Source organism: Geodermatophilus africanus, assembly GCF_900107105.1.
In the GTDB taxonomy this organism is placed as follows: Bacteria; Actinomycetota; Actinomycetes; order Mycobacteriales; family Geodermatophilaceae; genus Geodermatophilus; species Geodermatophilus africanus.
Genome location: NZ_FNOT01000010.1, coordinates 1 through 24,589 on the forward strand (window position 1 = coordinate 1; position 24,589 = coordinate 24,589).

General features: G+C 76.1%; 27 protein-coding genes. 4 read left to right on the top strand and 23 right to left on the bottom strand.

The features are described from left to right. Positions 1–25: 25 nt before the first annotated feature. Positions 26–901, bottom strand: a complete 876-nt coding sequence (locus tag BLW63_RS17080) for an IS982 family transposase (RefSeq protein ID WP_139263503.1) — start codon at positions 899–901, stop codon at positions 26–28. Positions 902–1,005: 104 nt separating this feature from the next. After that, on the bottom strand, positions 1,006–2,514 hold the full coding sequence (locus BLW63_RS26920; RefSeq protein ID WP_170856822.1) for a hypothetical protein: 1,509 nt from the start codon (positions 2,512–2,514) through the stop codon (positions 1,006–1,008). 266 nt (positions 2,515–2,780) lie between these two features. Here BLW63_RS26920 and BLW63_RS17090 point away from each other — a divergent pair, with 266 nt between their 5' ends. Next, on the top strand, positions 2,781–3,752 hold the full coding sequence (locus BLW63_RS17090; protein WP_091158859.1) for a 4-hydroxy-3-methylbut-2-enyl diphosphate reductase: 972 nt from the start codon (positions 2,781–2,783) through the stop codon (positions 3,750–3,752). A gap of 98 nt (positions 3,753–3,850) precedes the next feature. Here BLW63_RS17090 and BLW63_RS17095 read toward each other — a convergent pair whose 3' ends face one another. The 5 genes from BLW63_RS17095 to BLW63_RS17115 form a co-directional block, all read right to left on the bottom strand. After that, complete coding sequence (locus tag BLW63_RS17095; protein ID WP_091158861.1) at positions 3,851–4,648, bottom strand: DUF6542 domain-containing protein; 798 nt, start codon at positions 4,646–4,648, stop codon at positions 3,851–3,853. Between the two features lie 224 nt (positions 4,649–4,872). Then, entirely contained in the window at positions 4,873–5,991 is a 1,119-nt protein-coding gene (locus BLW63_RS17100; RefSeq protein WP_091158864.1) for a DNA recombination protein RmuC, read from the bottom strand. 122 nt (positions 5,992–6,113) lie between these two features. Next, positions 6,114–6,635, bottom strand: a complete 522-nt coding sequence (locus BLW63_RS17105) for a methylated-DNA--[protein]-cysteine S-methyltransferase (protein ID WP_091158867.1) — start codon at positions 6,633–6,635, stop codon at positions 6,114–6,116. Further along, positions 6,635–8,137 (bottom strand): AlkA N-terminal domain-containing protein, encoded by a 1,503-nt coding sequence (locus tag BLW63_RS17110; RefSeq protein ID WP_091158870.1) that lies wholly within the window; start codon positions 8,135–8,137, stop codon positions 6,635–6,637. Before BLW63_RS17110 ends, BLW63_RS17105 begins: the two co-directional genes overlap by 1 nt. Positions 8,138–8,203: 66 nt before the next feature. After that, complete coding sequence (locus tag BLW63_RS17115) at positions 8,204–9,223, bottom strand: hypothetical protein (RefSeq protein ID WP_091158872.1); 1,020 nt, start codon at positions 9,221–9,223, stop codon at positions 8,204–8,206. Between the two features lie 113 nt (positions 9,224–9,336). Here BLW63_RS17115 and BLW63_RS17120 point away from each other — a divergent pair, with 113 nt between their 5' ends. Continuing rightward, positions 9,337–9,951, top strand: coding sequence for a TetR/AcrR family transcriptional regulator (locus BLW63_RS17120; protein WP_091158875.1), 615 nt, complete (start codon positions 9,337–9,339; stop codon positions 9,949–9,951). A gap of 32 nt (positions 9,952–9,983) precedes the next feature. Here the strand turns inward: BLW63_RS17120 and BLW63_RS17125 are convergent, their stop codons facing one another. After that, positions 9,984–10,286, bottom strand: a complete 303-nt coding sequence (locus BLW63_RS17125; RefSeq protein ID WP_091158878.1) for a hypothetical protein — start codon at positions 10,284–10,286, stop codon at positions 9,984–9,986. Positions 10,287–10,295: 9 nt separating this feature from the next. Continuing rightward, complete coding sequence (locus BLW63_RS17130; RefSeq protein ID WP_091158881.1) at positions 10,296–10,964, bottom strand: cysteine hydrolase family protein; 669 nt, start codon at positions 10,962–10,964, stop codon at positions 10,296–10,298. 81 nt (positions 10,965–11,045) lie between these two features. Between BLW63_RS17130 and BLW63_RS28605 the strand changes: the two genes are divergently transcribed. Further along, positions 11,046–11,180 carry a hypothetical protein gene (locus tag BLW63_RS28605; protein ID WP_280140536.1) on the top strand — a complete coding sequence of 45 codons (135 nt, stop codon included), beginning with the start codon at positions 11,046–11,048 and terminating at the stop codon, positions 11,178–11,180. Between the two features lie 28 nt (positions 11,181–11,208). Here BLW63_RS28605 and BLW63_RS17140 read toward each other — a convergent pair whose 3' ends face one another. The 14 genes from BLW63_RS17140 to BLW63_RS27405 form a co-directional block, all read right to left on the bottom strand. Further along, positions 11,209–11,940, bottom strand: coding sequence for a PIG-L deacetylase family protein (locus BLW63_RS17140; protein WP_244522639.1), 732 nt, complete (start codon positions 11,938–11,940; stop codon positions 11,209–11,211). 2 nt (positions 11,941–11,942) lie between these two features. After that, a complete protein-coding gene (locus BLW63_RS17145; RefSeq protein WP_091158887.1) occupies positions 11,943–13,151 on the bottom strand; it encodes a glycosyltransferase family 4 protein in 1,209 nt (402 codons plus the stop codon). Further along, the gene (locus BLW63_RS17150) at positions 13,148–13,987 is read right to left on the bottom strand and encodes a sugar phosphate isomerase/epimerase family protein (protein ID WP_244522640.1); all 840 of its coding nucleotides are present in this window, start codon (positions 13,985–13,987) and stop codon (positions 13,148–13,150) included. The genes BLW63_RS17145 and BLW63_RS17150 overlap by 4 nt, the downstream gene beginning before the upstream one ends. Then, complete coding sequence (locus BLW63_RS17155; protein WP_211517149.1) at positions 13,984–15,447, bottom strand: YcaO-like family protein; 1,464 nt, start codon at positions 15,445–15,447, stop codon at positions 13,984–13,986. The genes BLW63_RS17150 and BLW63_RS17155 overlap by 4 nt, the downstream gene beginning before the upstream one ends. Continuing rightward, positions 15,444–16,316, bottom strand: a complete 873-nt coding sequence (locus BLW63_RS17160) for an MBL fold metallo-hydrolase (protein WP_091158889.1) — start codon at positions 16,314–16,316, stop codon at positions 15,444–15,446. The genes BLW63_RS17155 and BLW63_RS17160 overlap by 4 nt, the downstream gene beginning before the upstream one ends. Continuing rightward, the gene (locus BLW63_RS17165) at positions 16,313–17,299 is read right to left on the bottom strand and encodes a Gfo/Idh/MocA family protein (RefSeq protein ID WP_091158892.1); all 987 of its coding nucleotides are present in this window, start codon (positions 17,297–17,299) and stop codon (positions 16,313–16,315) included. Before BLW63_RS17165 ends, BLW63_RS17160 begins: the two co-directional genes overlap by 4 nt. 79 nt (positions 17,300–17,378) lie before the next feature. Next, positions 17,379–18,404 (bottom strand): class I SAM-dependent methyltransferase, encoded by a 1,026-nt coding sequence (locus BLW63_RS17170; RefSeq protein WP_091158895.1) that lies wholly within the window; start codon positions 18,402–18,404, stop codon positions 17,379–17,381. A gap of 51 nt (positions 18,405–18,455) precedes the next feature. Further along, positions 18,456–19,355, bottom strand: a complete 900-nt coding sequence (locus tag BLW63_RS17175) for a hypothetical protein (RefSeq protein WP_091158898.1) — start codon at positions 19,353–19,355, stop codon at positions 18,456–18,458. Further along, positions 19,352–20,548, bottom strand: coding sequence for an inositol-3-phosphate synthase (locus BLW63_RS17180; protein WP_170856824.1), 1,197 nt, complete (start codon positions 20,546–20,548; stop codon positions 19,352–19,354). The genes BLW63_RS17175 and BLW63_RS17180 overlap by 4 nt, the downstream gene beginning before the upstream one ends. Positions 20,549–20,833: 285 nt before the next feature. Next, a complete protein-coding gene (locus tag BLW63_RS28990; protein ID WP_091159229.1) occupies positions 20,834–21,145 on the bottom strand; it encodes a GrpB family protein in 312 nt (103 codons plus the stop codon). A 43-nt stretch (positions 21,146–21,188) separates the two neighbouring features. Then, on the bottom strand, positions 21,189–21,422 hold the full coding sequence (locus BLW63_RS28610) for a GrpB family protein (protein WP_091158901.1): 234 nt from the start codon (positions 21,420–21,422) through the stop codon (positions 21,189–21,191). A 9-nt stretch (positions 21,423–21,431) separates the two neighbouring features. Beyond that, on the bottom strand, positions 21,432–21,791 hold the full coding sequence (locus tag BLW63_RS17200) for a cupin domain-containing protein (protein WP_091158903.1): 360 nt from the start codon (positions 21,789–21,791) through the stop codon (positions 21,432–21,434). Positions 21,792–21,795: 4 nt separating this feature from the next. Further along, a complete protein-coding gene (locus tag BLW63_RS17205) occupies positions 21,796–22,941 on the bottom strand; it encodes a flavin-containing monooxygenase (RefSeq protein ID WP_211517150.1) in 1,146 nt (381 codons plus the stop codon). A gap of 197 nt (positions 22,942–23,138) precedes the next feature. After that, positions 23,139–23,267, bottom strand: a complete 129-nt coding sequence (locus BLW63_RS27405) for an NAD(P)-binding protein (RefSeq protein WP_211517151.1) — start codon at positions 23,265–23,267, stop codon at positions 23,139–23,141. A gap of 242 nt (positions 23,268–23,509) precedes the next feature. On the opposite strand from BLW63_RS27405, the gene ychF reads away from it, so the two are divergent. Then, on the top strand, positions 23,510–24,583 hold the full coding sequence (gene ychF / locus BLW63_RS17210) for a redox-regulated ATPase YchF (protein WP_091159232.1): 1,074 nt from the start codon (positions 23,510–23,512) through the stop codon (positions 24,581–24,583). The last annotated feature ends 6 nt before the right edge of the window (positions 24,584–24,589 follow it).

Below are 24,589 nucleotides of genomic sequence, written 5' to 3' on the forward strand. Positions count from 1 at the left end.
CCTCAGGCGCGTTATGTGGGTTGACCTATGCAGCCCCGAGATCGGCGTGGTGAACGCGTAGCAGGGTGTGGGCGGCAATGGTGGCGGCGGTGCGGGTCAGCAAGCCCCAGAAGGTATGCGCGCCGTGGCGGGCCAGCTCCATCCGGTCGGTGAGCTCACCGAAGGTGACCTCGATGTAGTTGCGCCAACAGGCGATCACCTTGCGCAGGGCGCTGGGCATGCCGGCGCGCTGGGTCTTGGTGGGCGGGATCAGCACGGCGGTGCCGCGGGCGGCGCAGGCCGCGGCGAACGCCCGCCCGGCGAAGCCCTTATCCAGCAGGACGTCGCGCGGTGCCGGCCCGGTCTCGAGCAGATCGACCGCCACCTCCCGCTCGTTGACCGCGGCCGGCACGATGCTCCAGGCGCGCACCAGCCGGGATCCCAGGTCGGTGGTGACCGCCAGCCGGAAGCCGTAGAACCACTCGCCGTGCGCCCCGTCGCGGCCGAAGCGGGCGACCAACTCGTTTGGGCCGACCCAGCCATCGGGGCCGCGCACCCGGGAGGGGTGCTTGACCGGCAGCGCGGTGGTGTCGACCTGGGCGCAGTGATCGACCGGGCACCGAGCCGCGAGCGCGGCCCGCAGCTGCTCAAAGGCCGCCCACAGCCAGCGGATCCGCCGGTTGGCCTCGGACTGGTGCGGCAGCCGGGGAAACAGCTGCGCCCAGTTCCGGGCCACCTCGGCCACGAACCCGGCCTCGCTGCGCCGGCCCAGCAGATGACGGACCAGCGCGATGGTCAGCAGTTCGGCGTCGCTGCAGGCCGGGGCCGGACCCGGCCGCGCCGGGATGGTGACCTCCCCGGCGGTGATGGCGTCGTCGACGAGCACGTAGACGTGGACGAACAGGTCCTCGGTGGGCAGCATGATGGGCGCCTCTGCGGGCGAGGGGTCTTCGACAACCGCCACGTTCCGCAGAGGCGCCCCCATGTCAAGCGATCAGTTGACGTGGGCAACCCACATAACCCGCCTCAGGCGCCGCGAGGGGCCAGCGGGCTCTCCTCGACCGCCTGGCGCTCCAGCTTCTCCAGCCGGTTGCGTAGCATCCGCAGGTAGGGCTCGCGGCCCCGGGTGGCCTCCTCGTAGGCGACCAGGTCGGCCACGGTGGAGAGCTGGTAGCCGCGCAGCCGGCCGCGGAGCTGGGCGATCGTGAGGCTGTCGTAGCCCTCGACCGGGGCGGCGCCGGCGGCCGCGGCCCCCGTCGTGTCGGCGGCCTCGTCGGCGGTGGCCGACTCGTCGACGTCGGTGCGGACGCCGGTCGCCGCCGCCACCTCGGTGCCGCCCTCGTCGGTGGCGACCACCTCGCCGGTGGCGGCCCCGTCCTCGGTGGCGACCACCTCGTCGGTGGCGCCCACCTCCTCGGTGGCGCCCGCCTCGCCGGTGGCGGCCGGTGCGCTCGTGTCCTCGCCGGCGCCGAGGTCGTCGTCGACCTGCGCGCCCGCCGCGGTGACGACCTCGTCGCCGCGGCCGGTCGCGTCGTGGTCGTCGCCGGCCGGGGTCCCGTCGGTGGCGGGGCGGGTGTCGGCGTCGCTGACCCCGCTGCCGGCCGCCTCGTCGACCCCGGTGTCCTGCCGGTCGGCCCGGGCCGGGGCGCCGGGGGTCTCCTCGGCGGTCGCGGCGGGGGCCTCCTCGGCCGGTGTCTCGGGCGCGGCGACGCCCTCGTCGGTCACCGTGCCCTCGACGGTGGCGACCCCGCCGTCGGGCGTGAGGACGTCGACCTCGGAGGTGACGTCGGGCGCGCCGTGCTCCTCGCCGACGGGCGACCCGCCCGGGTCGCTGGGCGCCGGCGCCTCGGCCGTCCCCGAGGGGTGGACGTCGAACTCGGTCGCCTCGGCCTCCAGCAGGGACGCCGGCGGCGTCGTCGGGCTCTCGGCGATCTCGTCGCTGTCGACGGTGCCGGCGTCGCCCGTACCCCCGTCGACCAGCGCGCTGTCGGGGGCACCGTCGGCCTCCAGCAGCGCGGTCTCCAGCGCGTCCTCCGTGGTGAGGCCGGACTCGGCGCGGTCGAGGTCGAGGCCCGCGGCGGCCACCTCGTCGGAGATGTCGGCGAGCGCCTCGACGACCTCCTCGGGCGCCGGGTCGGCGGGCAACCCGGAGACCTCGTCGTCGATCATCGCGGCGACCTCCTCGGCCACCTCGTCGTCCTCGGCCGGCGCCGCGGCGCGGTCGAACGACGTCGCCTGGTCGAACCCGGGGGCGCGGTCGAAGGCGGACGTGCGCCCGGGGGTCGGCTCCGGCAGGTCCTCGTCGAAGGTCGCCATGCCGGGCTCGGCGTCGCCGCGCAGGCCGGTGAAGACCTCGTCCCCGCGGGCGACCAGACCCGAGTAGTGCTGCTGCACCTTCATCGTGGCCTGCATGGCCAGCCCGATCACCCGCACGGGGAGGCTCGGCAGCGCCCGAGGCAGCTGGAGGGTGTCGTCGATGACGGTTGCGGCCAGCCCGACCAGCGCCCGGACGAGCTGTGGGATCTCACGCGACATGGCCCCACCCTGCCCCGAATCGCCGCGCCCGACACCCCACTCCGGCGCGCAGCACACCGATGGTGGTAGGCGTCTCGTGCCCGGCGGCGGCTCCGGCAGGTGGGCGGTGTGAGCCTGCCGACACCCCCGAGGGTGGCCTCCCTGCAGGGACCCGGTGTGAGCTGGCGTTTGGCGTGTGCCTTGGGCAGGGCGGCCTCCTTGCAGGGTCCCGCCGCGAGCTTGCGAGTAGCGGGGGGCAAGGAGGTCCTTCTCCTACCATGGGGGGCATGGCTGATCAGCGCGGACGTGTCCTGCTGGCCGACCCCCGGGGCTACTGCGCCGGCGTGGACCGGGCGGTGGTCGCCGTCGAGCGCGCCTTGGAGCTCCACGGCGCCCCGGTCTACGTCCGCAAGCAGATCGTCCACAACAAGCACGTGGTGGCGACGCTCGAGCGGCGCGGGGCGGTCTTCGTCGACGAGACCGACGAGGTACCCGAGGGCTCGGTCGTCGTCTTCAGCGCGCACGGCGTCTCGCCCGCGGTGCATGCCGAGGCCGCCGCCCGGCAGCTGCGGACCATCGACGCCACCTGCCCGCTGGTGACCAAGGTGCACCAGGAGGCCAAGCGCTTCGCCCGCGACGACTACGACATCCTGCTGATCGGCCACCGCGGGCACGAGGAGGTCGAGGGGACCTCCGGGGAGGCGCCCGAGCACATCCAGCTCGTGGACGGCGCCGACGACGTGGCCGACGTCCAGGTGCGCGACCCGGAGAAGGTCGTCTGGCTGTCGCAGACCACGCTGTCGGTCGACGAGACGCTGGCGACGGTCGACCAGCTCAGGACCCGCTTCCCCGGCCTGCAGTCGCCGCCCAGCGACGACATCTGCTACGCCACGCAGAACCGGCAGCAGGCGGTCAAGCAGATGGCGAGCGAGTGCGACCTGGTGGTCGTCGTCGGCTCGACCAACTCGTCGAACTCCGTCCGGCTGGTCGAGGTGGCGCTGGAGGCCGGCGCGCGGGCCGCGCACCTGGTCGACTTCGCCTCCGAGATCGACCCGGCTTGGCTCGACGGCGTCGGCACCGTGGGCGTCACCAGCGGCGCCTCGGTGCCCGAGGTGCTGGTGGGCGAGGTGCTCGACTGGCTGGCCGAGCGCGGCTACCCCGACGTCGAGACGGTGAAGGCCGCCGAGGAGCGCCTGGTGTTCGCGCTGCCGCACGAGCTGCGTGCCAAGCGCGACGGAGCCGCCCGCCCCGCTCGCTGAACGGGGACCCCCGCCAACGACGAGAAGGCCCCCTCCCGGTTCCCGGGAGGGGGCCTTCTGCGTTCGGTCTGGACGTCGGCCCCTGGAGGGGGCCTCCCTCAGCGGCGCGCGGCCCATCGGATCAGCGCCACGACCCCGGCCGCCGCGGTGGCGACCGCCATCGCCGGGAAGCCGCGGATGAGCAGCGTGGCCACCGAGGCGAGGTTCAGCGAGGCCGACGGCGCGAGCGCGGTGTTCAGCGCGGCCACGGCGACGTAGACCAGCGGCGGGGCGATCACCGGGGTGAGCAGGTCGCTGCGGCGGACCAGCAGGGTCGCCACGGCGCTGGCCGCGGTCAGCGTTCCGAACGTGACCAGGCCGAGGCCGGTGTCGATCCACGACTCGAGGGCCGCACCGGCCAGCGTGACGAGGAAGACGGCGACGACGGCGACCGCGCCGCGCAGCCGGCTGCCCCGCTCGAGGGTCGAGGCCGTGGCGCCGCGACCGCCGGGACGGCGCCCGGCGGGCCGGGCCTCGGGCGGGCGGGGGTCGCGGCGGTCGTCGTCGGGGGTGGGCAGGTCGCGGGAGCGGTCCTCGCGCGAGCGCTCCTCGCGGACCCGCGGCCGGTCGGCCTCGGGGGAGACGGGTCGGCGGCCGGCGTCCCGCGCGGGGCGCGCCGTCCGGTCGGCGGACGGGCGCGGGGGCACCGGTGGGCGCTCGTCCCGGCGGCGCCCGGCGCGCGCCATGTCCTCGGGGAGGGGCGGCAGGTCGGTCGACCGCATCCGCGGGGGCGGCGGCGGGACCGGCGGACGGCCGATGCGCGAGACGTAGTCCGCGCCCTCGGGACGGGCGGCGACGCGCCGGCCGGCGCGGCCCGTGGACTCGCGCCAGGTGTCGGCGGTGCTCACCGAGGCCATGGCGGACCTCCCGTCCCCTCGTGGCGGACCTCCTGGCGGGGGTCCCTGTCGCGAGCCACGGTAACGACGGCGCAGGCCGGAGGGAGGGAGGACGGCAGCGAGGCGCGCTGTGCACAAGTGCCAAAACCGCAGCGCTGGGCGCACAGGAGGTGCGGGTCGCGGGACTCGTGTGACGGAGCGGTACGCGCGCGACGACGTGGACGCCCCCGGTCGCGCCGGCGGCCTCAGCCGGTCGTGCCGTCGCGCTCCGCCGTCCGCGAGTCGTCGTCCCGCGGCGGGAGGCCCGCCGGCCGGGGCAGCTCCCCGGGCAGCGGCAGCTCGGTGGGCCGCAGCGTGCGGACCGTGGCCTCGACCGGCGGCGGCGTGGGGACCGGTGACTCGGCGACCCCGAGGTCGTCGAAACGGCGGGCGGCCACGAGCACCGAGCCCTCGTAGGAGCCGACCGTCTCGTTGTACCGGGTCAGCGTCGACGACAGCGCCGAACCCAGCCGGATGAGGTGGCCGGACAGGGTGGCCAGGCGGGCGTGCAACCGGCGGCCGACCTCGAGCACCTGGTCGGCGTCGCGGGCCAGTCGTTCCTGCCGCCACGAGTAGGCGACGGTGCGCAGCAGCGCCAGCAGCGTGCTCGGGGTGGCCAGCACGACGTCGCGGCCGAAGCCGTACTCCAGCAGCCCGGGCTCGGCCTCCAGCGCGGTGGTGAGGAAGCCGTCGGAGGGCACGAACAGGACGGTGAACGGCGCGGCCGGGCGGAACGCCGTGGGGTAGCGCCGGGCGGCGAGGGCGTCGACGTGGGCGCGCAGCTGGCGGGCGTGCGCGACGATCCGCTCGGCGCGCACCGCGACGTCCTCGGCCTGCACCGCCTCGATGTAGCCGGTGAAGGGCACCTTGGCGTCGACCACGACCTGTCGGCCGTCGGCGAGGGTGACCACCAGGTCGGGCCGGACGCCCGCCCCGGCGTCGTTGGTGCTGGAGGGCTGCTCGACGAAGTCGCAGTGCTCGAGCAGGCCGGCGACCTCGACCACCCGGCGCAGCTGCACCTCGCCCCACCGCCCGCGCACGTGCGGGGTGCGCAGCGCGGTCACCAGCGCGGCGGTCTCCTGCCGGAGCAGCAGCGAGGTATGCCCGACGGTGCCCATCTGCTCCCGCAGCTCGCCGTGCGCGGTGGCGCGGTCCCGCTCGATGCCGGCCAGCAGCCGGTGCAGGTGGTCGAGCGACTCGTGCACCGGCTCCAGGCCGTCGTCGGCCGGGCGGCGCCGGGAGACCAGCGCGACGACGCCCAGGGTGACCGCGGTGGCCAGGAGCGCCCCGACGAGCAGACCGGTGAGCAGGGAGGCGGCGTCCACGATCCAGAGGGTGCAGCAAGCGACCGACACTTCCCGGGAGGCACACGGCCTTCCGGTCACCAGCGCCGAGCCCGGTGAGGCGCTGGAACGGCCCCCTCGCCGGGGGGCAAGGGGGTCCTCCGTCAGGCGGGGACGGGGGCGTGCGCCGCCTCGTGGTCGAGCAGCCACCGCTTGACCGGCGTGCCCCAGCGGAAGCCGCCGAGCCCACCGTCGGAGCCGAGCACCCGGTGGCAGGGGACGAACAGCGCCGCGGCGTTGCGGGCGCAGGCGTTGGCCGCCGCCCGGACGGCCGCGGGGCGCCCGCAGCGCGCGGCGAAGGCGGCGTAGCTGTCCGGCTCCCCGGCGGGGACGGTGCGCAGCACCTCCCACGCGTCCTCGAGGAAGGGGCCGGAGCGCTGCCGCACCGGGACGTCGTCGATGGCGGTCACGTCCCCGGCGACGAAGGTGGCCACCGCGTCGAGCACCGGCAGGTGCTCGACGGGCTCGACCCAGGCCGGCCGCAGCGCGCGGTGCACGACGGGCAGCAGGTCGGCGACGTCGGCGGTCCAGCCGCTGGCGAGGACGGCGCCGTCGGCGGCCACGACCACGGTGAAGGGTCCCGGTGGGGTGTCCACGGTGGCGGAGCGGGCGGGAAGCGTGGTCATCAGGCGCTCCGATCGAGGGGGAGTGGTCGGGTCAGGGGGACGGGGCGCGTGGACAGCGCCGGCACGGCGAGTGCCCACAGGTGCATCACGGCGTAGGACCGCCACGGCCGCCAGCGGGTCGCGGCGTCGGCGTCGGAACTGCCGAGGGCCGCCAGGGAGCGGCGCAACGCGAGGTCGCCGGGCAGCCACACGTCGGGGTCGCCGAGCCCGCGCAGCGCGACCAGCGCGGCGGTCCACGGGCCGATGCCGGGGACGGCGCGCAGCGCCCGGCCGGCCTCCTCGCGGTCGGCACCCGGGTCGAGCGGCACCGCCCCGGACGCCAGTGCCGCGGCGAGCGCGTGCACCGTCCGCCGGCGGGCGCCGGTCAGGCCGACGTCGATGAGGTCGGCGTCGGCGAGCGCGGCCGGGCGCGGGAAGGCGTGGGTCAGCGTGCCGACCGGCTCGGCCAGCGGCGTCCCTGCGGCCCGGAGCACCCGGGCGGTGAGCGTGCGGGCGCCGGCGAGCGAGACCTGCTGGCCGAGGACGGCCCGCACGGCCAGCTCGTCGGCGTCGGGGGAGGCGGGCACCCGGCGGCCGGGCGCGGCAGCGACCAGCCCGGCCAGCGCGGGGTCGGCGCCGAGGACGCCGTCGACGGCGTCCGGGTCGGCGTCGAGGTCCAGCGTGCGGCGGCAGCGCGCCACCGCCGTCCCCAGGTCGCGCAGCGCGGTGAGCTCGAGCCGCGCGGTCACCGCGGGGCCGCCGTCCGGGGCAGGGGAGAGGTGGACGACCCCGGGCCCGTGCGGCAGGTCGAGCACGCGGGAGAACGTCGTCCCGTCCCACTCCTCCAGGCCAGGGACGGCGTGCACGCCCAGGAACAGCAGCACCTCGGCGGCCTCGTACGGTGCGCGCGCGGCAAGCCGCAGCGTCAGCCGGCCGGGGGTGCCGGGCGGTCCGGCCGGCGCGGTCCGCCGCAGCTCGGTCGGGGTGGCGGCGAAGACCTCGCGGACGGTGTCGTTGAACTGCCGGATGCTGGCGAACCCCGCGGCGAAGGCAACGTCGGCCATCGGGAGGTCGGTGGTCTCGACGAGCAGCCGGGCGGTCTGGGCCCGCTGCGCCCGGGCCAGCGCGAGCGGGCCGACGCCGAGCTCGCCGACGAGCAGCCGGTGCAGCTGGCGCTCGGAGTAGCCCAGCCGCGCGGCCAGGCCTGGGACGCCGGAGCGCTCCACCTCGCCGTCGCCGATGAGCCGGACGGCGCGGGCGACGACGTCGGCGCGGTTGTCCCACTCCGGCGACCCGGGGACGGCGTCGGGGCGGCAGCGGCGGCAGGCCCGGTAGCCGGCGCCCTGGGCGGCGGCCGCGGTGGAGAAGAAGGAGACGTTGTGCGGCAACGGCGTGCGGGCCGGGCAGGAGGGGCGGCAGTAGATGCCGGTCGTGGCGACGGCGGTGAAGAACCAGCCGTCGAACCGGGCGTCCCGGCTGGCGACCGCGCGGTAGCAGCGTTCGGCGTCCAGCGGCGGTGTCACACGACGAGCATGACAGCGCGCGGGCCGGGGGACTGGCGGTTTCCGGACACGGCTGCCGGTGGGCGGCTACGCGGCGGCCGCGGCGTACGGAGCGTGCCGGCGGGTCCGGAGCGCGGCGACGGCGAGCAGGACCAGGCCGCCGGTCGCCCAGAGCGCCAGGACGGCCAGCGGTCCGCCGGCGCCGGTGCCGCCGAAGCCGGAGACCGCGCGCAGCGCGGCCACGACCGCTCCCGGGGGCAGTGCCTGGCCCAGCTCGCTCCAGCCGCCGGGTAGCAGTGCCGGGGCGCCGGCGGCGGCCGACAGCGGGTTGCCCAGGGCGATGACGGTCAGCTCGGCGAGGACCAGCCCAGGCCGACCCGCGACGGCGGCGACGCCCAGCACGCCCAGTGCGATGGCGGCGACCCCGAGGGAGACGACGGCCGACTCGGCCAGCCAGTCCCCGCTCAGCGCGCCGAGCCACCCGTGCAGGACCCCGACGGCGGTCGGGCCGGCCAGGAGGGCCAGGACGACGGCGCCCACCGCGCGGCGACCCGGTCCGCGGACCCGCAGCGCCAGGACCGCGCCGGCGACCGCGCCGATGACCGTCAGCGGCAGTGCGCCGGCGGCCAGTCCCGCGCCGCGCGGGTCGCCGGCCGGCGCGGGCGCGACGTCCTCGACCGGCACGGCGGCGCCGGTGGCCGCCTGCCCCACCTGGGTGAGCAGCTGCGCGACCGCGGGTCCGGCCTGGGTGGCGACGACGACGCTCGGCCCGCCGGGACCGAGGACGAGCGCCCCGGAGACCTCGCGGCTGCGGACGAGGTCCCGCGCCTGCTCGACGTCGGCGGCCGCGGTCACGTCGAACGCGCCCGGCTGGGCCCGGTCGAGGGCCGCCCGCGCCTGCTCGACGACCGGCGGGGGGCCGACCACCGCGACGGGGAGGTCGCGGGGCCGGGTCTGGGTGGCCGGCCACGCGAAGGCGGACAGCAGCAGGGCCAGGGCCGCGGTGAGCGCGAGCGCCAGCCCGAGGACGGTGCGCCAGGGGGTGTCCCCGGGCGGGAGAGCAGGGGAGTCGGACGTCGCCGTCCGGTTGGGGGTGAGGGTGCTCATGGCTGCTCCTCGGGTCGAGAAGGTCTGCAAATCGGACGACCGTTCGCCAATGAGGAGGGTGCTCCGCCCCACCCCGCCCGTCAAGACGGACGACCGTTCTCTAATGTGGTGGCGTGCCCCGCGTGACCGCCGACCACCTGGAGAACCGCCGGCAGGAGATCGTGCGTGCCGCGCTGCGCTGTTTCGCCCGCGAGGGGTTCCACGCCACGTCGGTGCGGGACGTGGTGCGCGAGTCCGGGCTGTCCGCGGGCGCGGTCTACAGCTACTTCCCGAGCAAGGCCGAGCTGGTCGCCGGCGCGGTGGAGCCCATCCTCGAGGCGCTGACCGGGGTGCTCGACGCCGTCGTCGTCGACACCGACCGGTCCCCGGAGCCGGGCCGGACGCCGGCGGAGGCCGTCGCGGAGGTGCTGCGGCGGATCTACCCGCTCGCGGTCGGCGGCGAGGTGGACTACACGCGGGTCGCCGTCACCGCGTGGGCCGAGGGGCTGCGCGACCCCGCCGTGCGGGCCATCGCGGAGCAGACGTACGGCACGGTCCGCGGCCGGCTGACCGACCGGGTGGCGACGTGGCGCGACGCCGGGCACCTGGCCGCCGACGTGGATGCCGAGGCGCTGGGGCAGGTGCTGTTCTCGACGCTGGTCGGCTTCGTCCTGCAGCACGCCCTGCTCGGCGACGTCGACCTCGACCGCTACGCGACCGCGGTCTGCCTGCTGCTGCCGCGCCCCTGATCCCGACGGCCGCCGCCGCGAGGGGGCGCGGGTCAGGGGAGCCGGCCGTCGTCGCGGACGATGCGGAGGTGCGGGCCGGTGTGGATGTCCTCCCGGGCGTCGTCCACGAGCGGCAGCCCGGCTACCCGGCGGACCCGGTTCGCCGGCACGTCGAGAGCCCGGGCGAGGGCCTCGGCCAGCCGCTCGGTCACCGGCCGGCGGTGCTGCCCACCGGCGATGCGCTCGATGGTCTGCGCGGTTACGGCCCAGCAGGATCGGCGGGCCGCCGCCACGGCGTCCCCGCCGAGCTCGAAGAGGCGGCGCTGCACCAGCCGCTGCAGGTCGTCGTCGGCCACCCGGTGAGGCTAGGTCGGCGCGGCCTCCGATGGCAGGGCCGCCGAGCCGAAGGCCGCCACGACCTCCCGGCTGCTGCAGCGGTGGGAGAGCAGGCTGTAGTCGAGGCCGGCCAGTGATCGCTCGGCCGCCTGGGTGTCCACGACTCCGCAGGCGTCGTCGACCACCACGGGCAGGAGGCCGAGGTCGGCGGCGTGCCGGGCGGTCGGCTCGACGCCGATCTCGAGGACGGCGCCGACCAGCACGAGGGTGGTGACGCCGCGGTCGCGCAGGACCTGCTCGACCGGGGTGCCGACGAACGCCGACATGCCGAGTTTGTCGAACACCGGTTCGCCGTCCACCGGTGCCAGTTCGCCGACGACCTGGGTGTGCGGCGCGTCCGGCGGGAAGGCCGCGGTCACCGCAGCCGCGTCCTGCACCCGCTGCCACGCCATGGCGGTGCGCAGCGCCGTCACGCCCATGTGGGTCGGCGGGAGCGACACGTGCCGGACGTAGAGCACGGGGACCGCTGCCTCCCGCGCTGCCTGCAGGACGGCCGAGATCCGCTCGACGAGCCGGTCCCGGTCCTGCACGTGGGCGAGGATGCCCACCTGCGCGTCGTACACGAGCACCGCCGACGTCGTCGGACGGCACATCTCGTCCACCGTCTCGGGGACCGCCATGCCGAAGGCCTGCTGCATGCGCGGCAGCCTGTCAGTCCCGGCAGCTCCCCGACCGGTCCAGCGCGCGGCGTCCTGGTCAACTCGGTCTGCCCCGGGTGGGTGGCCATCGATATGGGCGGCGCCGGCGGGCGCCCGGTGGCCGATGGGGCGGCCGGCGTGCTGTGGGCGGTCGACCTGCCCGACGACGGCCCCACCGGCGGCTTCTCCCGCGACGGCCGGCCGCTGCCGTGGTGAGCACGGACCCGACGGTCCGCGTGCACCGCTACGCCTCCGTGCCCGAGGTGCCCGGACCACCCAGGGCCGGCAGCACCGCCCGCGCCCGCTCCCCGGCCAGCAGCACCTCGGGCAGGCCGGCCAGCGCCGTGCGCATCTCCTCGACGCCACCGAACTGGAAGCCCAGCTGGGTGGGGTAGCAGGCGCAGGCGTCGGCGCGCCGGTCGAGGTCCTGGGGGAGGCGGACCTCGGCCAGCCCGTCCGGCAGCTCCGGGCCGGGGACGGCGGCCCGGTCGCGCAGCACGTAGGGGCTGTCGCGCCACCACAGCACCGGACGGTCCAGCCCCGCCACCGCCCGCAGCACCTGCCGGTGGTCGACGTGCCCGCCGAGCGCCTGCGGGGCCAGCCAGAGGTCGGCCTCGTGCCCCTCCAGCGCCGCGGTGAGCGACCGCCACACGTCGTCCCCGTCGTGCACGCCGGCGAACAGGTCGGGGGCGCTGGTGTACCCGCGGTGCGGCGCCTCGGGCAGGCCCAGGTAGACCGGCGTGGCGCCCAGCAGCGACATGGCCGCGGCGTCCTCGTCGCGCCGCAGGGCCAGGTAGTCGACGTCGGCCGGGAGCCCCTTGTCCAGCTGGCAGGCCAGCGCGAAGCCCTCGGGCTCGGGCACGCTCGCCGTGAAGCAGGTGACCACGGTGACGTCGTGGCCCTCCGCGGCGAGGGCCGCGAGGGTGCCGCCGACGGAGAAGGCGGCGTCGTCGAGGTGCGGGCTGACCGCGAGCACCCTCACAGCAGGTGGGCCGCCGCGCGGAACCGGCAGGTCAGGTCCACCCCCGCGGGCATCGACCAGTCGTCGGACGGCGTCGTCCCGACCACCTCCCGGTACACGTCGTCGATCGAGGCGGCCAGCACCGGCCAGGAGTAGAGCCGCCGCACCTCCTCGAGCGCCGTCGTCGCCAGCCGGGTGCGCAGCGCGCCGTCGGCCAGCAGGCGGGTCAGCGCGGCCCGCAGCCCGGCGACGTCCCCGGGCGCGTGCAGCAGCCCGTTCTCCTCGTGCCGCAGGCAGTCGACGACCCCGACGCTGTCGGTGCTCACCGTGGGCAGCCCGCTGGCCATCGCCTCGAGCAGCGTGTTGCTGAACCCCTCGCTGTAGGTCGGGCTGACGAAGACGTCGGCCGAGCGGTAGACCTCCGGCGCGCGCTCGGGCGGCACGAAGCCGAGGAACGTCGTCCGCTCGTCGGCACGGGCCCTCGCCTCGTCGAGGTCGGGACCGATGCCGGAGACGACCAGCCGGACGCCGTCGGGCAGCGCCTCGATCAGGTCCAGCACGCCCTTGCGCCGGTCCACCCGGCCGTGGAAGAGCAGCACCGGCGGCTCGCGCAGCGCGCCGAGCGGCCGCTCGGCCGGCGTGAACCGCCGCGTGTCGGTCGCCCCGGGGATGATCGTGAAGCGGGCCGGGTCGCTGCCGAGGTTGCCCACCACCTCGTCGCGGAAGCTGGCGCTGCCGATGAGCACCGCGCTCGAGGAGTCCACCACCGTGCGCATCGCCTCGGCGTGGATGGTGCAGCAGGTGCCCACCCAGTGGCCGTCGCCGCCCTGGATGCTCACCACGGCCGGCAGCCCGGTCTCGCGGGCGGCGGCCAGCACCGCCAGGCCGGGCGGGTAGCCGTACTGGGCGTGCAGCACGTCGAAGGGCCGCTCGGCGTGCAGGCCGACGACGGTGCGCACGATCTCCGCGATGTCGCCCTCCCAGTCGGCGGGGACGACGGTCTCGCCGCGGCTGGGCAGTGCCACCACCTCGACGCCGGCGGGCACGCGGTCGGCCGGGGGCGGCCCGCCGCCGTAGACGCGGGTGCCGGCCTCGTCGTCCCGGTACTGGCTGACCAGCGTCACCTCGGAACCGAGCGCGACCAGCTCACGCAGCAGGTTCTCCGCGTAGACGCTCATCCCGCTGACCGCCGGCCAGTAGCGCCGGCTGACGAAGCAGATCCTCACGCCGCCTCCTCCGCCGACCGCAGCGTGGCCATCGCCCGCGGCACCATCTCGTGCGCTCGGTGCCCGTCGCGAGAGAGCTCCAGGGTGACCAGCCGGTCGTATCCGACGTCCCGCAGCGCGCGCAGCACCGCGGGCAGGTCGACGTCCCCCTGGTCGAGGGGCAGGTGGTCGTGCACGCCGCGGCGCATGCCCTCGACGGCGACCGTGCCCAGGTGCGGGGCGAACGCGGCGACCGCCTCCTGCGGCTCGTACGCCCCGGCGACGACGCAGTGCCCGGTGTCCAGCGCCAGCGTGATCCCGGGCGCCTCCTCGGCCAGCCGGGCCCAGCCGTCGCAGTCCTCGACCAGCATCCCGGGCTCCGGCTCGACGGCGAGCGCGACGCCCCGCCCGCCGGAGCTGTCGACCAGCGCGCGCACGCCGTCGACCAGCCAGCCCCACGCCGCGTCGCGGCCGACCCCCGGCCGCGGCACGCCGGCCCAGAAGCTGACCGCCTCCGCGCCGAGCACCTCCGCCAGGTCGCAGGCCAGCCGCAGGTAGGCCAGCCGCCGCGCCCGGCCCTCGGCGTCCGGGGTGACCAGCGTCGGCTCGTGCTTGACCCGCGGGTCGAGCAGGTACCGCGCGCCGGTCTCGACGACGACGCCCAGGCCCAGCTCCTCGCAGCGGGCCCGCACCTTCTCCGCCTGGGCGAACGCGTCGGGCGCGAACGGGTCGAGGTGGACGACGTCCAGGGTCAGCGCGACGCCCGCGTAGCCGGTGTCGGCCAGGAGGGGCAGCGCGTCGGACAGCCGGTGCGAGGTCAGCCCGTTGGTGTTGTACGCGTACCGCAGTGTCGTCACCGGGCCAGCACCTCCGCGACCGTGTGCCGGCCGGGCTCGCGGTAGAGGGCGTAGAGCGCCCCCACCCGCCGGTCGGCGCCGGCGCGGTCGAACCAGGCCGGCCCGCCGAGGCGCGCTCGTGCCTCGGCGGTCAGGTGCACCCCCGCCCAGCCGCCCGGGTCGGCCCCGACCGCGACCAGCGGGTCGCCGCGCTCGAGCAGCCGGCGCACGCCGCGCTCGCCGATCCGCCCGTAGGACATCGTCTCGACCTCCAGGCCCGGCACCAGCACCTTGGCCGCGACCGCGTCGCCGACCGAGGGCTGCAGCTCGACCAGCACGTCGTGCCCGGCGGCGTGCAGAGCCCCGGTGACGGTCGCGTGCAGGTCGTCGCCGGTCCAGGTCGGCAGGTCGGCGAGCGCGACGGTCCCCCGGCGGGCGAGGACCGAGTCCTGCAGCAGGTCGACCAGCGCGCCGGTGCCCATCCGGGTCCAGGCCAGCATCGCCTCGAGGGCGCGGTCCTCCTCGACCAGCCGCTCCGGCGGGTGCCCGCCGCGCCACGAGTCGAGGTAGCCCGGTGGGGTCGCTGGCAGGACGACGTCGAACGGCCCGTGCATGAAGGCCTTGCGGCTGCGCGCGGAGGCGAACTCGTGCAGCGCCTTGCGGACGGCGGTGTCGCGGTCGGGGTGCGCCGCCTCGCCGCACGCCGTCGCCATGACCGGCACCGGCTCGGACAGGTCGCGCGAGCAGCCGACGGCGTAGACGTCGACCACGCCGAACTCCGTCGCCGCCAGCTTCACCATCACGTCGATGCCCTCGGCGTCGAGCCGGTCGAGCAGCGCCAGGGCGTCGGGGTCGCGCAGGCCGGCGAGGTCGACCACGACGCCGGTGTCCATGGCGCGGAAGGAGGTGGCGTTGCCGTCGCGCTGCAGCACCTCCAGCAGCGCGTGCGCGACCGCGCGCTCGGCGTCGAAGGCCGCGCCCTGTCCGTTGGTGATCACCGTGGTCAGCCAGCCGCCGGGCGGCGGGGCACCGGGCAGGTCGTCGGGGGCGGAGGCGACCAGCTCGGCGGGGACCAGCACCGTCTCGCCGTCCCGCTGCCGGGTCGTCGGCAGCCACTGCAGGGGCCGGTCGTCGTCGTAGGCGCTGCCGGCCTCCAGGCACAGGGTGCGCGGGTCGGCGACCCGGTCGCGGCCGTGCCGCCGGGTCATCTCCGCGAACGAGCCCTGCTCCCGCTCGACGCCCCGGTGTGCGCGCAGCGACAGCGCCATCTCGGCCATCTCGCCGAGCGCCCCGGTGCGGGCCTCCTCGCGGGTGGCGCCGTAGCCCAGGCCGCTGCCGCCGGGATGCGCCGGGCCCGGCGGCAGGACGGCGCTGTGCAGCGGCACGTCGAGGACGTCGAGGCCCTCGATGGCGAACTCGTCGACCGGGGTGGGGAAGGAGTCCAGGTACCGCTGCGAGGCGGTCGTGACCGGGGCGTTCACAGCTCCTCCAGGGCGACGGGGGCGGCGTCCGGCGGCCCGGAGAGCAGCCGCTGCACCAGGTGGACGACGTGGTCGGTGGTCACCCCGCGGACCAGCTCGAACGGCGTCGCGACGGCCTCGAAGTCCAGCGTGCCGACCACCGTCAGGTACTCGCGCAGCTCGCCGTGCGACAGCGGGATCTGCGCGTGGAAGGCCTTGTGCGCACTGAGCGCGACCGGGGCGCCGGCCTCGTCGACGTCCACCTTGAGCGAGTCGCCGCAGAAGAGGACGCCGCGGCGGCGGTCGTGCAGCACCGAGTGCCCGGGGAAGTGGCCGCCGGTGCGGTGCAGGGTGAGGTCGGGGGCCAGCTCCAGCTCGTCGTCCGCGGGCCAGGTGACCCGGAAGGCCTTGGTCCACTCCAGGTCCCGGACGCCGACGCAGACCACCCGCGGCTCCAGCTCCTGCTGCAGCTGCCACAGCGCGCCGTAGCCGTGCACGTGGCTGGAGGCCAGCACGTCGAACCCGCCCTTCGCGTCGGCCATCCGCCGCAGCCGGGCGAGCATGTCGGGGGTGTACCAGGGCGCGCACTCGAAGCCGACCAGGCCGGCGTCGCTCTCGATCACCCACCCGCGGCTGTCCAGCCCGAAGCGCGGGTGCGTGCCGAACTCCGTGACGCCGTCGACGGCGGTCGGCCGGCAGAAGCCCTCGACCAGCTCCTCGACCTGCGCGGGCGTGACGAACTCGAAGCCGTCCTCCGGCAGCGCGTTGCGGACGTCGGCGCAGACCGGGCAGGCCAGCGGCCCGGGCGCCGGCCAGCGCTGCCAGTGCCCGCAGTTGGTGCAGGCGTAGGCGGGCAGGTCGGGCAGCAGCCCGCGGTAGGGGTTGGTCATCTCGCGTCTCCCAGGGTGGTGAGGAGGAGGCGGTGCAGCGCCAGGTCGCGGTCGGCGTCGTACGGCCAGGGCGCGTGCCCGGCGACCGCGGCGGTGAAGGCGGCGAACTGCGCGGCGAACGGGGAACCGTCGGCGAACGGGACGTCGACCGGCTCGGGCCGGTGCAGCGTCAGGCACCCGCCCGCCGTCTGGCCCATCGTGTCGACGGCGACGGCCATCCCGCGGGTGCCGACGACCTCGAGCCGGCGGCGGGGGAGCGCGTCGGGGGTGTTGAAGGCGACGTGCAGGTCGACCAGCACGCCGCCCGCGGTGCGCCCGGAGAGCAGCGCGCCGTCGTCCACCGGGTAGTTCTGCACCCGGCGCTGCAGCAGCGCGCGCAGCTCGACGACGTCCTCGCCGAGCAGCACGCCGGCCAGGTCGAGGCCGTGCGGGGCCAGGTCGATGGCCGCGCCGCCGCCGGCCCGGGTCCGGTCGACCCGCCAGTTGTCGTGCGGCCGGCCGTCGGGCGACCAGTCGGCGGGCAGCCAGCAGCAGTAGACGATCCGCAGGGCGGTCACCGTGCCGAGCTCGGGAACCAGCTCGCGCAGCCGGACGTGCGCCGGGTGCCAGCGCTGGTCGTACGCCGTCCCGAGCAGGACGCCGGCCTCGCGGGCGGCGGTCGCCATCGCCCGGGCGTCGGCGACGTCGGCGGCCAGCGGCTTCTCGCAGAGCACCGCCTTGCCGGCCGCGGCCGCCGCCTCGACCACCTCGCGGTGCGCGGCGTTGGGGACGGCGACGTAGACCGCGTCCAGCCCGGGCGTGGCGAGGAAGGCGCCGAGGTCGGCGTGCGCCGGCCCGGCGACGTCCATCCGGGCCGTGGCGCCGGGGTCGCGGTCGTGCAGCGCGACCACGCGGGCGCCCGGCGTCGCGAGGAGGGCGGGCAGCGCGTGGTCGCGGGCCACCCAGCCGCAGCCGGCGACGCCCCACCCGACGGCGGTGCTCACCGCGCCCCTCCCCGCGGCGAGATCTGCACAGTGGCGCCCATCAGCGGCTGATGGGCACCACTGTGCAGATCTCGCGCGCTCACCACGCCTCCGGCAGGTCGACGAGCAACCGGCGGCGTGCCGCGTCGGCGGGCAGCGGGTCGGGCCAGCGGGCGGGCAGGTACGCCGAGCGCGGGCCGTACTCGGCGGCGTAGCGCTCGCTCGGCCAGCGCAGCTCCCCGTCGGCGTAGAGCGGGTTGCGGCGCAGCGGCGGCAGCGGTTCGCCGAGGTCGACCGGCGCGGGGGACAGCGGGTCGCCGGCCACCAGGGCGACCGCCTCGCTCGCGTGCAGGTCGGCGGCCGGGGCGGGGCGTGGGCGCCGGCCGGTGAGCAGCGCGCCGGTCAGCTCGGCGTCGTCGTAGAGCAGGTCGGTGCCGAGCACCGCGGCGTAGCCCTCAGGGGTCAGCGGCTCGCCGTGCGGGTCGGCGACGTGCGCGTGCCCGACGACGACGGTGCCGCCGTCCCCGGCGAGGTCGCGCATCGCCGCGGCCGCGGCCGGCTTGTCCCGCAGGAAGTAGAAGGCGTCGTGGCACAGCACGTAGGCCGGCGCCGGCACGTCCAGGTCGGGGACGCCGGTCACGTCGGCGCAGACGTAGCGCGCGGCCGGGCAGACGAAGCGCCGGGCCAGCCACAGCTTGGCCCAGACGACGTCGACGCCGACCAGGCCGGTGCAGCCCCGGCGGGCCAGCTCGCGCAGGTGCGTGCCGGTGCCGCAGGCGACGTCCACGACCGGCCTGCGCCCCGGCCAGTGCTGCTGGAGCAGGGCCAGGCCCGCGAGGTGGGTCGGGTCGGACCAGCGGTGGGCGAAGTAGTCGGCGACCCGGCCCATGCCGAGCAGCGCCATCGCCTCGCGCAGCGTCCCGGCCGCCGGCACCCGGGCCAGCTGCTCGGGCGGCGGGGGCGGCTCGGTCCACCAGTCGTCGGCGTCGGCCAGCAGCGCCACGCGGGCCCGGTCGACCTCGCCGTGTGCGATCAGGCCGGCCACCTCCGCGCGCAGCTCGTCGCGCCCGGCCCTCGCGTACGGGATGCCGTCGACCACCGGGACCGCCGGAGCCGGTGCGCTCACAGCGTCACCGTTCGCTCCCGCGCGGCGCCGCCGCCAGGTCGACACAGCCGCTCACAGTCCGGCCGCCGCCAGGACGTCGAGGTGGAAGGCCTGCACCGGCCCGGCGTGCACGAGCTCGAGGTCGTCGAGCGCCTGCGACGCGGTGAACGCCGCCGCGCGCGCGTGGTGGTGCACCTGCAGCACCCGGTCGAGCACGTCGGCGGCGTGGAACGCCTGCGACTCCGGCGCACCGGCGTCCGCCCGCAGCCGCAGCACGCCGCGCAGCCGCTCGGCCAGGGCACCGGGCAGGGCGGCCAGCTCCCGCTCCTCCAGCGTCGTCATCACCCGGTCGAGCGCCGAGCCGAGCAGCACCTCGCCGGCGAACCCGGCGTCGGGCAGCACGACGTTGTGCAGGTGGTGGGCCAGCCCGACGAGGAACGGCGCGACCGGGTCGGCGCCGAACACCGGGGCGACGAGCACGCCGTAGACCGCGACGGTCAGGCAGTGGTCGCCGTGGCTCTCCGGCGGTTCGACGACCACCCGCGGCTTCCCCGGGGCGGTGGCCCCGGCGCGCGGCTGGCGGTTGAGCCGCTCGGCGAGCGGGGGCGGCTGCGGCGCCGGGACGGCGAGCGGCAGGGCCGCGCGCAGCCGGGCCCGCAGGCCGTCGTCCAGCGGGCCGGCGACCTCGTCGAAGCCGCGGCGCAGCACGTCGAGCGCCTCGTCGTCGGCCAGGCCCGCCGTCCGCAGCACGGTGCCGTCGATGCCGGCCAGCCGGGCGCGGGCCACGGCCGCCGCCGTCTCCGACAGCGCGACCGCGGCCGCGTCCTCGCCCGCGACCAGCCGCCCCCAGGCGCGGGCGAAGGCCTGCTCGGCCAGCGAGCCGGGGGCGTCGGCGACACGGACCCGCTTGGCGTCGCCGACCTCGGTCAGCAGCGGGCGGAGCGCGGCGAGGGCGGGGGAGCCGCCCGTCACCGGCCGGCCGGCGCGCCGGCGACCCAGTCGAGCAGCACGCGCTCCTGCCGGTGCAGGGCGTGCTCGGGGGTGCTGCCGTCCGGGGTCATCGGCGCCTTGAAGAACCAGCCGAACTGGGTCTGCACGCCGGCCTGCCCGCGCTGCTGCGCCAGGTCGGTCAGCCGGGCCAGCTCGATCGCCAGCGGCGCGGCCAGGATCGAGTCGCGGCACTGGAAGTCGACCTTGACCTGCATGCGCTGGCCGAGGAAGCCGACGAGGTCGATGGCGTCCCAGGCCTCCTTCTGGTCACCGCGCGGGCGGTAGTAGTCGATCCGCACGACGTGGTCCTCGACCGGGTAGCCGAGGATCGAGTCCAGCACGCTGCCCTTGGTCTGCAGCTTGCTCTCCAGCGAGTCCGGGTCCTCGAGGGCCAGGCCGTCGCGGTTGCCCAGGATGTTGGTGGAGTACCAGCCCTCGACGGTCAGCGACCGGCTGCGGAAGGCCGGTGCCAGCACCGTCTTCATCATCGTCTGGCCGGTCTTGCCGTCCTTGCCCGCGACGGGCACGCCGCGGCTCTCGGCGAAGGCGATCAGCGCGGGGACGTCGGCGGCCAGCGACGGGGTGAAGTTGACGTACCCGACGCCCTCGGCGATCGCCGCGTAGGCATAGACCATCGAGGGGGTGATGGAGCGGTCGTCGGCGTCCAGGCCGGCCTCGAAGGCCTCGACCGTCTGCAGCGCGGGCGCCGCCGGGTCGGGCCAGCGCTCCGTGGAGGCCAGATTGACCAGCACCAGCCCGTCGAGCCGCTCCTCCTCGCGGAACCGGCGCAGGTCGGCCCGTACGGCGTCGACCTGCGCGCGGCGGGTCTCGGCGAGCACCACGTTGCCGCCGGTGACGTTGCGGCAGAAGTCGGCGTCGCCGGCCGCCGCCCACGGGGTGACCGAGGACAGGTACGGCCCGGCCTGCTCCAACTGACGGTGGTCGAGGACGCCGTGCTGGTCGGCGGCCTTACGCAGGTCGCTGCCATCGAGGTCCCAGCCGCCGACGACCAGGTCGGCGTAGTCGGCCATGCCGGTCGCCTCCGCGACCGGGACGCCGTCCACCTCCACTCCAGCGAGCGGCAGCCCGGAGGTGTCGCTCGCGCCGACGCGGAGCAGTTCCAGCCCCGCCACGGCGGTCGTCGCGACCGCTCCTCCGAGGCCGACGACGGCCATCCCGACCCGACGCGGTCCAGCAGACAACTCGATCCCCCTCGCACTCGACACCATGACGCGCGACCCACCGTGGCACGCCTCACCGGAGTCCGCGCGTCGAAAGTGGAATCAGTCCAGTTCTGGAGTCGGTTCCAGGTTCGTCCACCGACCGGTGGACGACGAGCCGCGTCGAGGCACCGACCGCGCGGCTGACCGCTGCAGGGATCGGGCGGGAGCCGGTGACGGTGGGGACCCACCTGCTGCGGGTCTCCGCCGAGCTCGCCGTCGACGACCGCGCAGGGGCGGTCATGGTCGCCGTGGAGCGCGGCCTGCTGCCCGGCCGCGGGCGATGACCGACTCGATCACCTCACCCTTCGCCCCGGCGTAGTGGTTGACGTCGGTCCACAGCTGCCGGGCGAGCTCCTCCTTGCGGGCCTGGTAGCGCGCGCGGTCGCCGGGATCTGCACGGAGCTGGTCGCGGAAGAGGAGGCAGCGCTCGACCTCGGGGTCGTCGGGGGCCCAGACGTGAACGTTGGCCGAGGGGCCGCAGCCCTCCGGGACGACCAGGCACCGGTGGCCGGGCTCGCGGACGTGCAGCCGGTAGCCGGCGGCCTCCAGCCGGCTACCGGCTGCACGTCCGGGGCCTCCGGGTCGGCGACGGTCACGAGGACGTCGACCCGCGGCTTGGCCCGCAGCCCGGGACCGACGTCGACCCGATGTGCTCGACGCGCCGGACGGCCGGCCCCAGCGCGGCCCGGATGCGCGCCTCGTGCTCGGCGTACTGCCGCGGCCAGTCGGGGTCGGGGTCGACGAGGACCACGTGCCTCGGCGTGGTGTCGCGCGGACCGACGACGACGTGGTCGAGGTACTCGTCGTCCACCGGTGGCGGGACCATCCGCGCTCCTCAGGCGGGGCGGCGCTCGGCGGTCAGCTCGCTCGGCGTGTCCCCGGTGTTCACCGTGGCGCTGGGCTCGACGAGCAGGACCTCCGCGCCGTGCTCGGAGAACGGCTGGTGCGGGGTGCCCCGCGGGACGACGTACAACTGACCGGGGCCGAGCGTGACGTCGCCGGCGTCCATGCGGATGGTGAGGGAGCCGGACAGCACGAGGAAGACCTCGTCGGTCTCGGGGTGGCTGTGCCGCGTGAACTCGCCTCGGGTCCGCACCACGCGCACGTCGTAGTCGTTGAGAACGGCGACCGTGCGGGGCTGCCAGGGCCGGTCGAGCCGGCGTAGGACGGCGGCGAGGTCGACGGGACCGGTCATGTGGTCATCGTGCCCCGACGACCGCCTCGCGGCGGGCGGTGCGCAGCTCGTAGAAGGCCGCGTCGAAGCGCCGCATCTGCCGCAGGAACGTCAAGGTGTGCGTGGGCCACAGCGTGACGTTGCGGCCGTGCTCGTCGCGGTACCAGGAGCGGCAGCCGCCGGCGTTCCAGACGGTGTCGGTGAGGGCGGCCTGCAGCTGGGCGTTGTAGGCGTCCTGCGCCGGACGACGGACCTCCAGCGCGCCGGCACCCGCCCGCTCCATCGCCCCCAGGGCCGCGAGCACGTAGCCGATCTGGGCCTCGATCATGAGCACGACCGAGCTGTGGCCGAGTACGGTGTTCGGGCCGAGCAGCAGGAAGAGGTTGGGGAAGCCGGCGACCGTCGTTCCCCGGTGGGCCTGCGCGCCGCCCTCGGCCCACCGCTCGGACAGCGTGCGGCCCTCCCGGCCGGTGAGCCGGTGCGCCAGCGGCAGGTCCATCACCCGGAACCCGGTGCCGTAAACGATCGCGTCGACCTCGTGCTCGGTGCCGTCGGCGTCGACCACCGAGTGCGCGCGGACCTCGGCGACCGGGGAGGCGACCAGCTCGACGTTGGGCCGGGTCAGCGCGGGCAGGTAGTCGTCGCTGACGATCACCCGCTTGCAGCCGATGGCGTAGTCCGGGGTGAGCTGGGCGCGCAGCTCCGGGTCGGGCACCTGCCGCTGGAGGGTGCGCAGCGACTGCCGCTCGAACAGCCGGCGCAGCAACCCGCCGCCGATGAGCGCCCGCGGCCGGGCCTCCCGGCTCCAGTACTGGCCGGTGCGCACGAGCCGTTGCGCGGCCGGAAGCCGCCGGAAGAGGGCCTGCTCGCGCGGGGTGTGGGCGCGGTCGGCGCGCGCGATGACCCACGGGGGCGTGCGCTGGAAGACGACCACGCGCGCCGCCGTCCGCTGCAGCTCGGGCACGAACTGGGCGGCCGAGGCGCCGGTGCCGACGACGGCGACGCGCTTGCCGGTGAGGTCGACGGCGTGGTCCCAGCGGGCGGAGTGGAACGACGGGCCCCGGAAGTCCGCGGTGCCGGGACCTCGGGCAGGTGCGGCTCGACCAGGCCGCCGCAGCCGCTGACCAGGACCACGGCGGTGAGCGGCCCGCGGCTGGTCTCCAGCCGCCACACCAGCGCGTCGTCGTCCCACCGCCCGGCGAGGACATCGGTGTCGCACCACAGGCGCGGCAGCACGCCGGCGTCGGCGGCGACCTGCTCGAGGTAGCCGCGGATCTCCGGCTGGCGGGCCTAGACGTGCGACCAGTCCGGCTTGGGTGCGGCGGAGAACGAGTAGAGGTGGCTGGGGACGTCGCAGGCCGCACCCGGTTAGGTGTTGTCCCGCCAGGTGCCACCGAGGCTGCCCGCCCGCTCGAGGACGACGAAGTCCTCGATGTCCGCCCGTCGCAGCGCGACCGCCGTGCCGATGCCGGAGAACCCGCTGCCGACGACGGCCACGCGGGTGTGGGCCGGCAGCGGACCGGTCGCGGTGGCGTGTCGGGCGGGCGGGCGGGGTCAACGGGGCCTGCCGGTGCGCGGGGTGACGAGCCTGGCACGGCCGGTGCCCGATCCGGCGGCGCCGTCCCGAGGCGGGGGCCGGGCCGCCCGGCGGGCCCGTAGGCTGGATGTGCCCGAGCGAGCTCGGCCATGAGCACAGCAGTCCGACGAACGCGGACGACGAGCGAAGCGAGGAAGTGCGCGTGAGTCTCACCATCGGCATCGTCGGGCTGCCCAACGTCGGCAAGTCGACGCTGTTCAACGCGTTGACCAAGAACGACGTCCTGGCGGCGAACTACCCGTTCGCCACCATCGAGCCGAACGTCGGCGTGGTCGGGGTGCCCGACCCCCGCCTCGACGAGCTGGCCCGGCTGTTCTCGTCGCAGAAGACGATCCCGGCGACGGTGTCGTTCGTCGACATCGCCGGCATCGTGCGCGGCGCCAGCGAGGGGCAGGGCCTGGGCAACAAGTTCCTGGCCAACATCCGCGAGAGCGACGCGATCTGCCAGGTGATCCGCGTCTTCACCGACCCCGACGTCGTGCACGTCGAGGGCAAGGTCAGCCCGGCCGACGACATCGAGACGATCAACACCGAGCTGGTCCTCGCCGACATGCAGACGCTGGAAAAAGCGATCCCGCGGCTGGAGAAGGAGTCGCGCAAGGACAAGGAGCGGGCCGCCCTGCTGGCTGCCGCCCTCGACGCGCAGAAGGTGCTCGACGAGGGGCGGACGCTGTTCTCCGCCGGCGTCGACCCCGAGCCGCTGCGCGAGCTGACGCTGCTGACGACCAAGCCGTTCCTCTACGTCTTCAACGTCGACGAGGAGGAGCTGGCCAACGAGGAGCTCATCGCCGAGCTGCGCGGCCTTGTGGCGCCGGCCGAGGCGATCCTCATGGACGCCAAGATCGAGGCCGAGCTCGCCGAGCTGCCCGACGACGAGGCTGCCGAGCTGCTCGCCGGCATCGGCCAGGAGGAGCCCGGCCTGCACCAGCTCGCCCGCATCGGCTTCGCCACCCTCGGCCTGCAGACCTATCTGACCGCCGGTCCCAAGGAGGCCCGCGCGTGGACCGTCCCGGTCGGCGCGACCGCCCCGCAGGCCGCCGGCGTCATCCACACCGACTTCCAGCGCGGCTTCATCAAGGCCGAGATCGTCTCGTACGGCCAGCTCGTCGAGGCCGGCTCCATGCAGGAGGCCAAGGCCCGCGGCTGGGTGCGCATGGAGGGCAAGGACTACGTCATGCAGGACGGCGACGTCGTGGAGTTCCGCTTCAACGTGTAGCAGGCG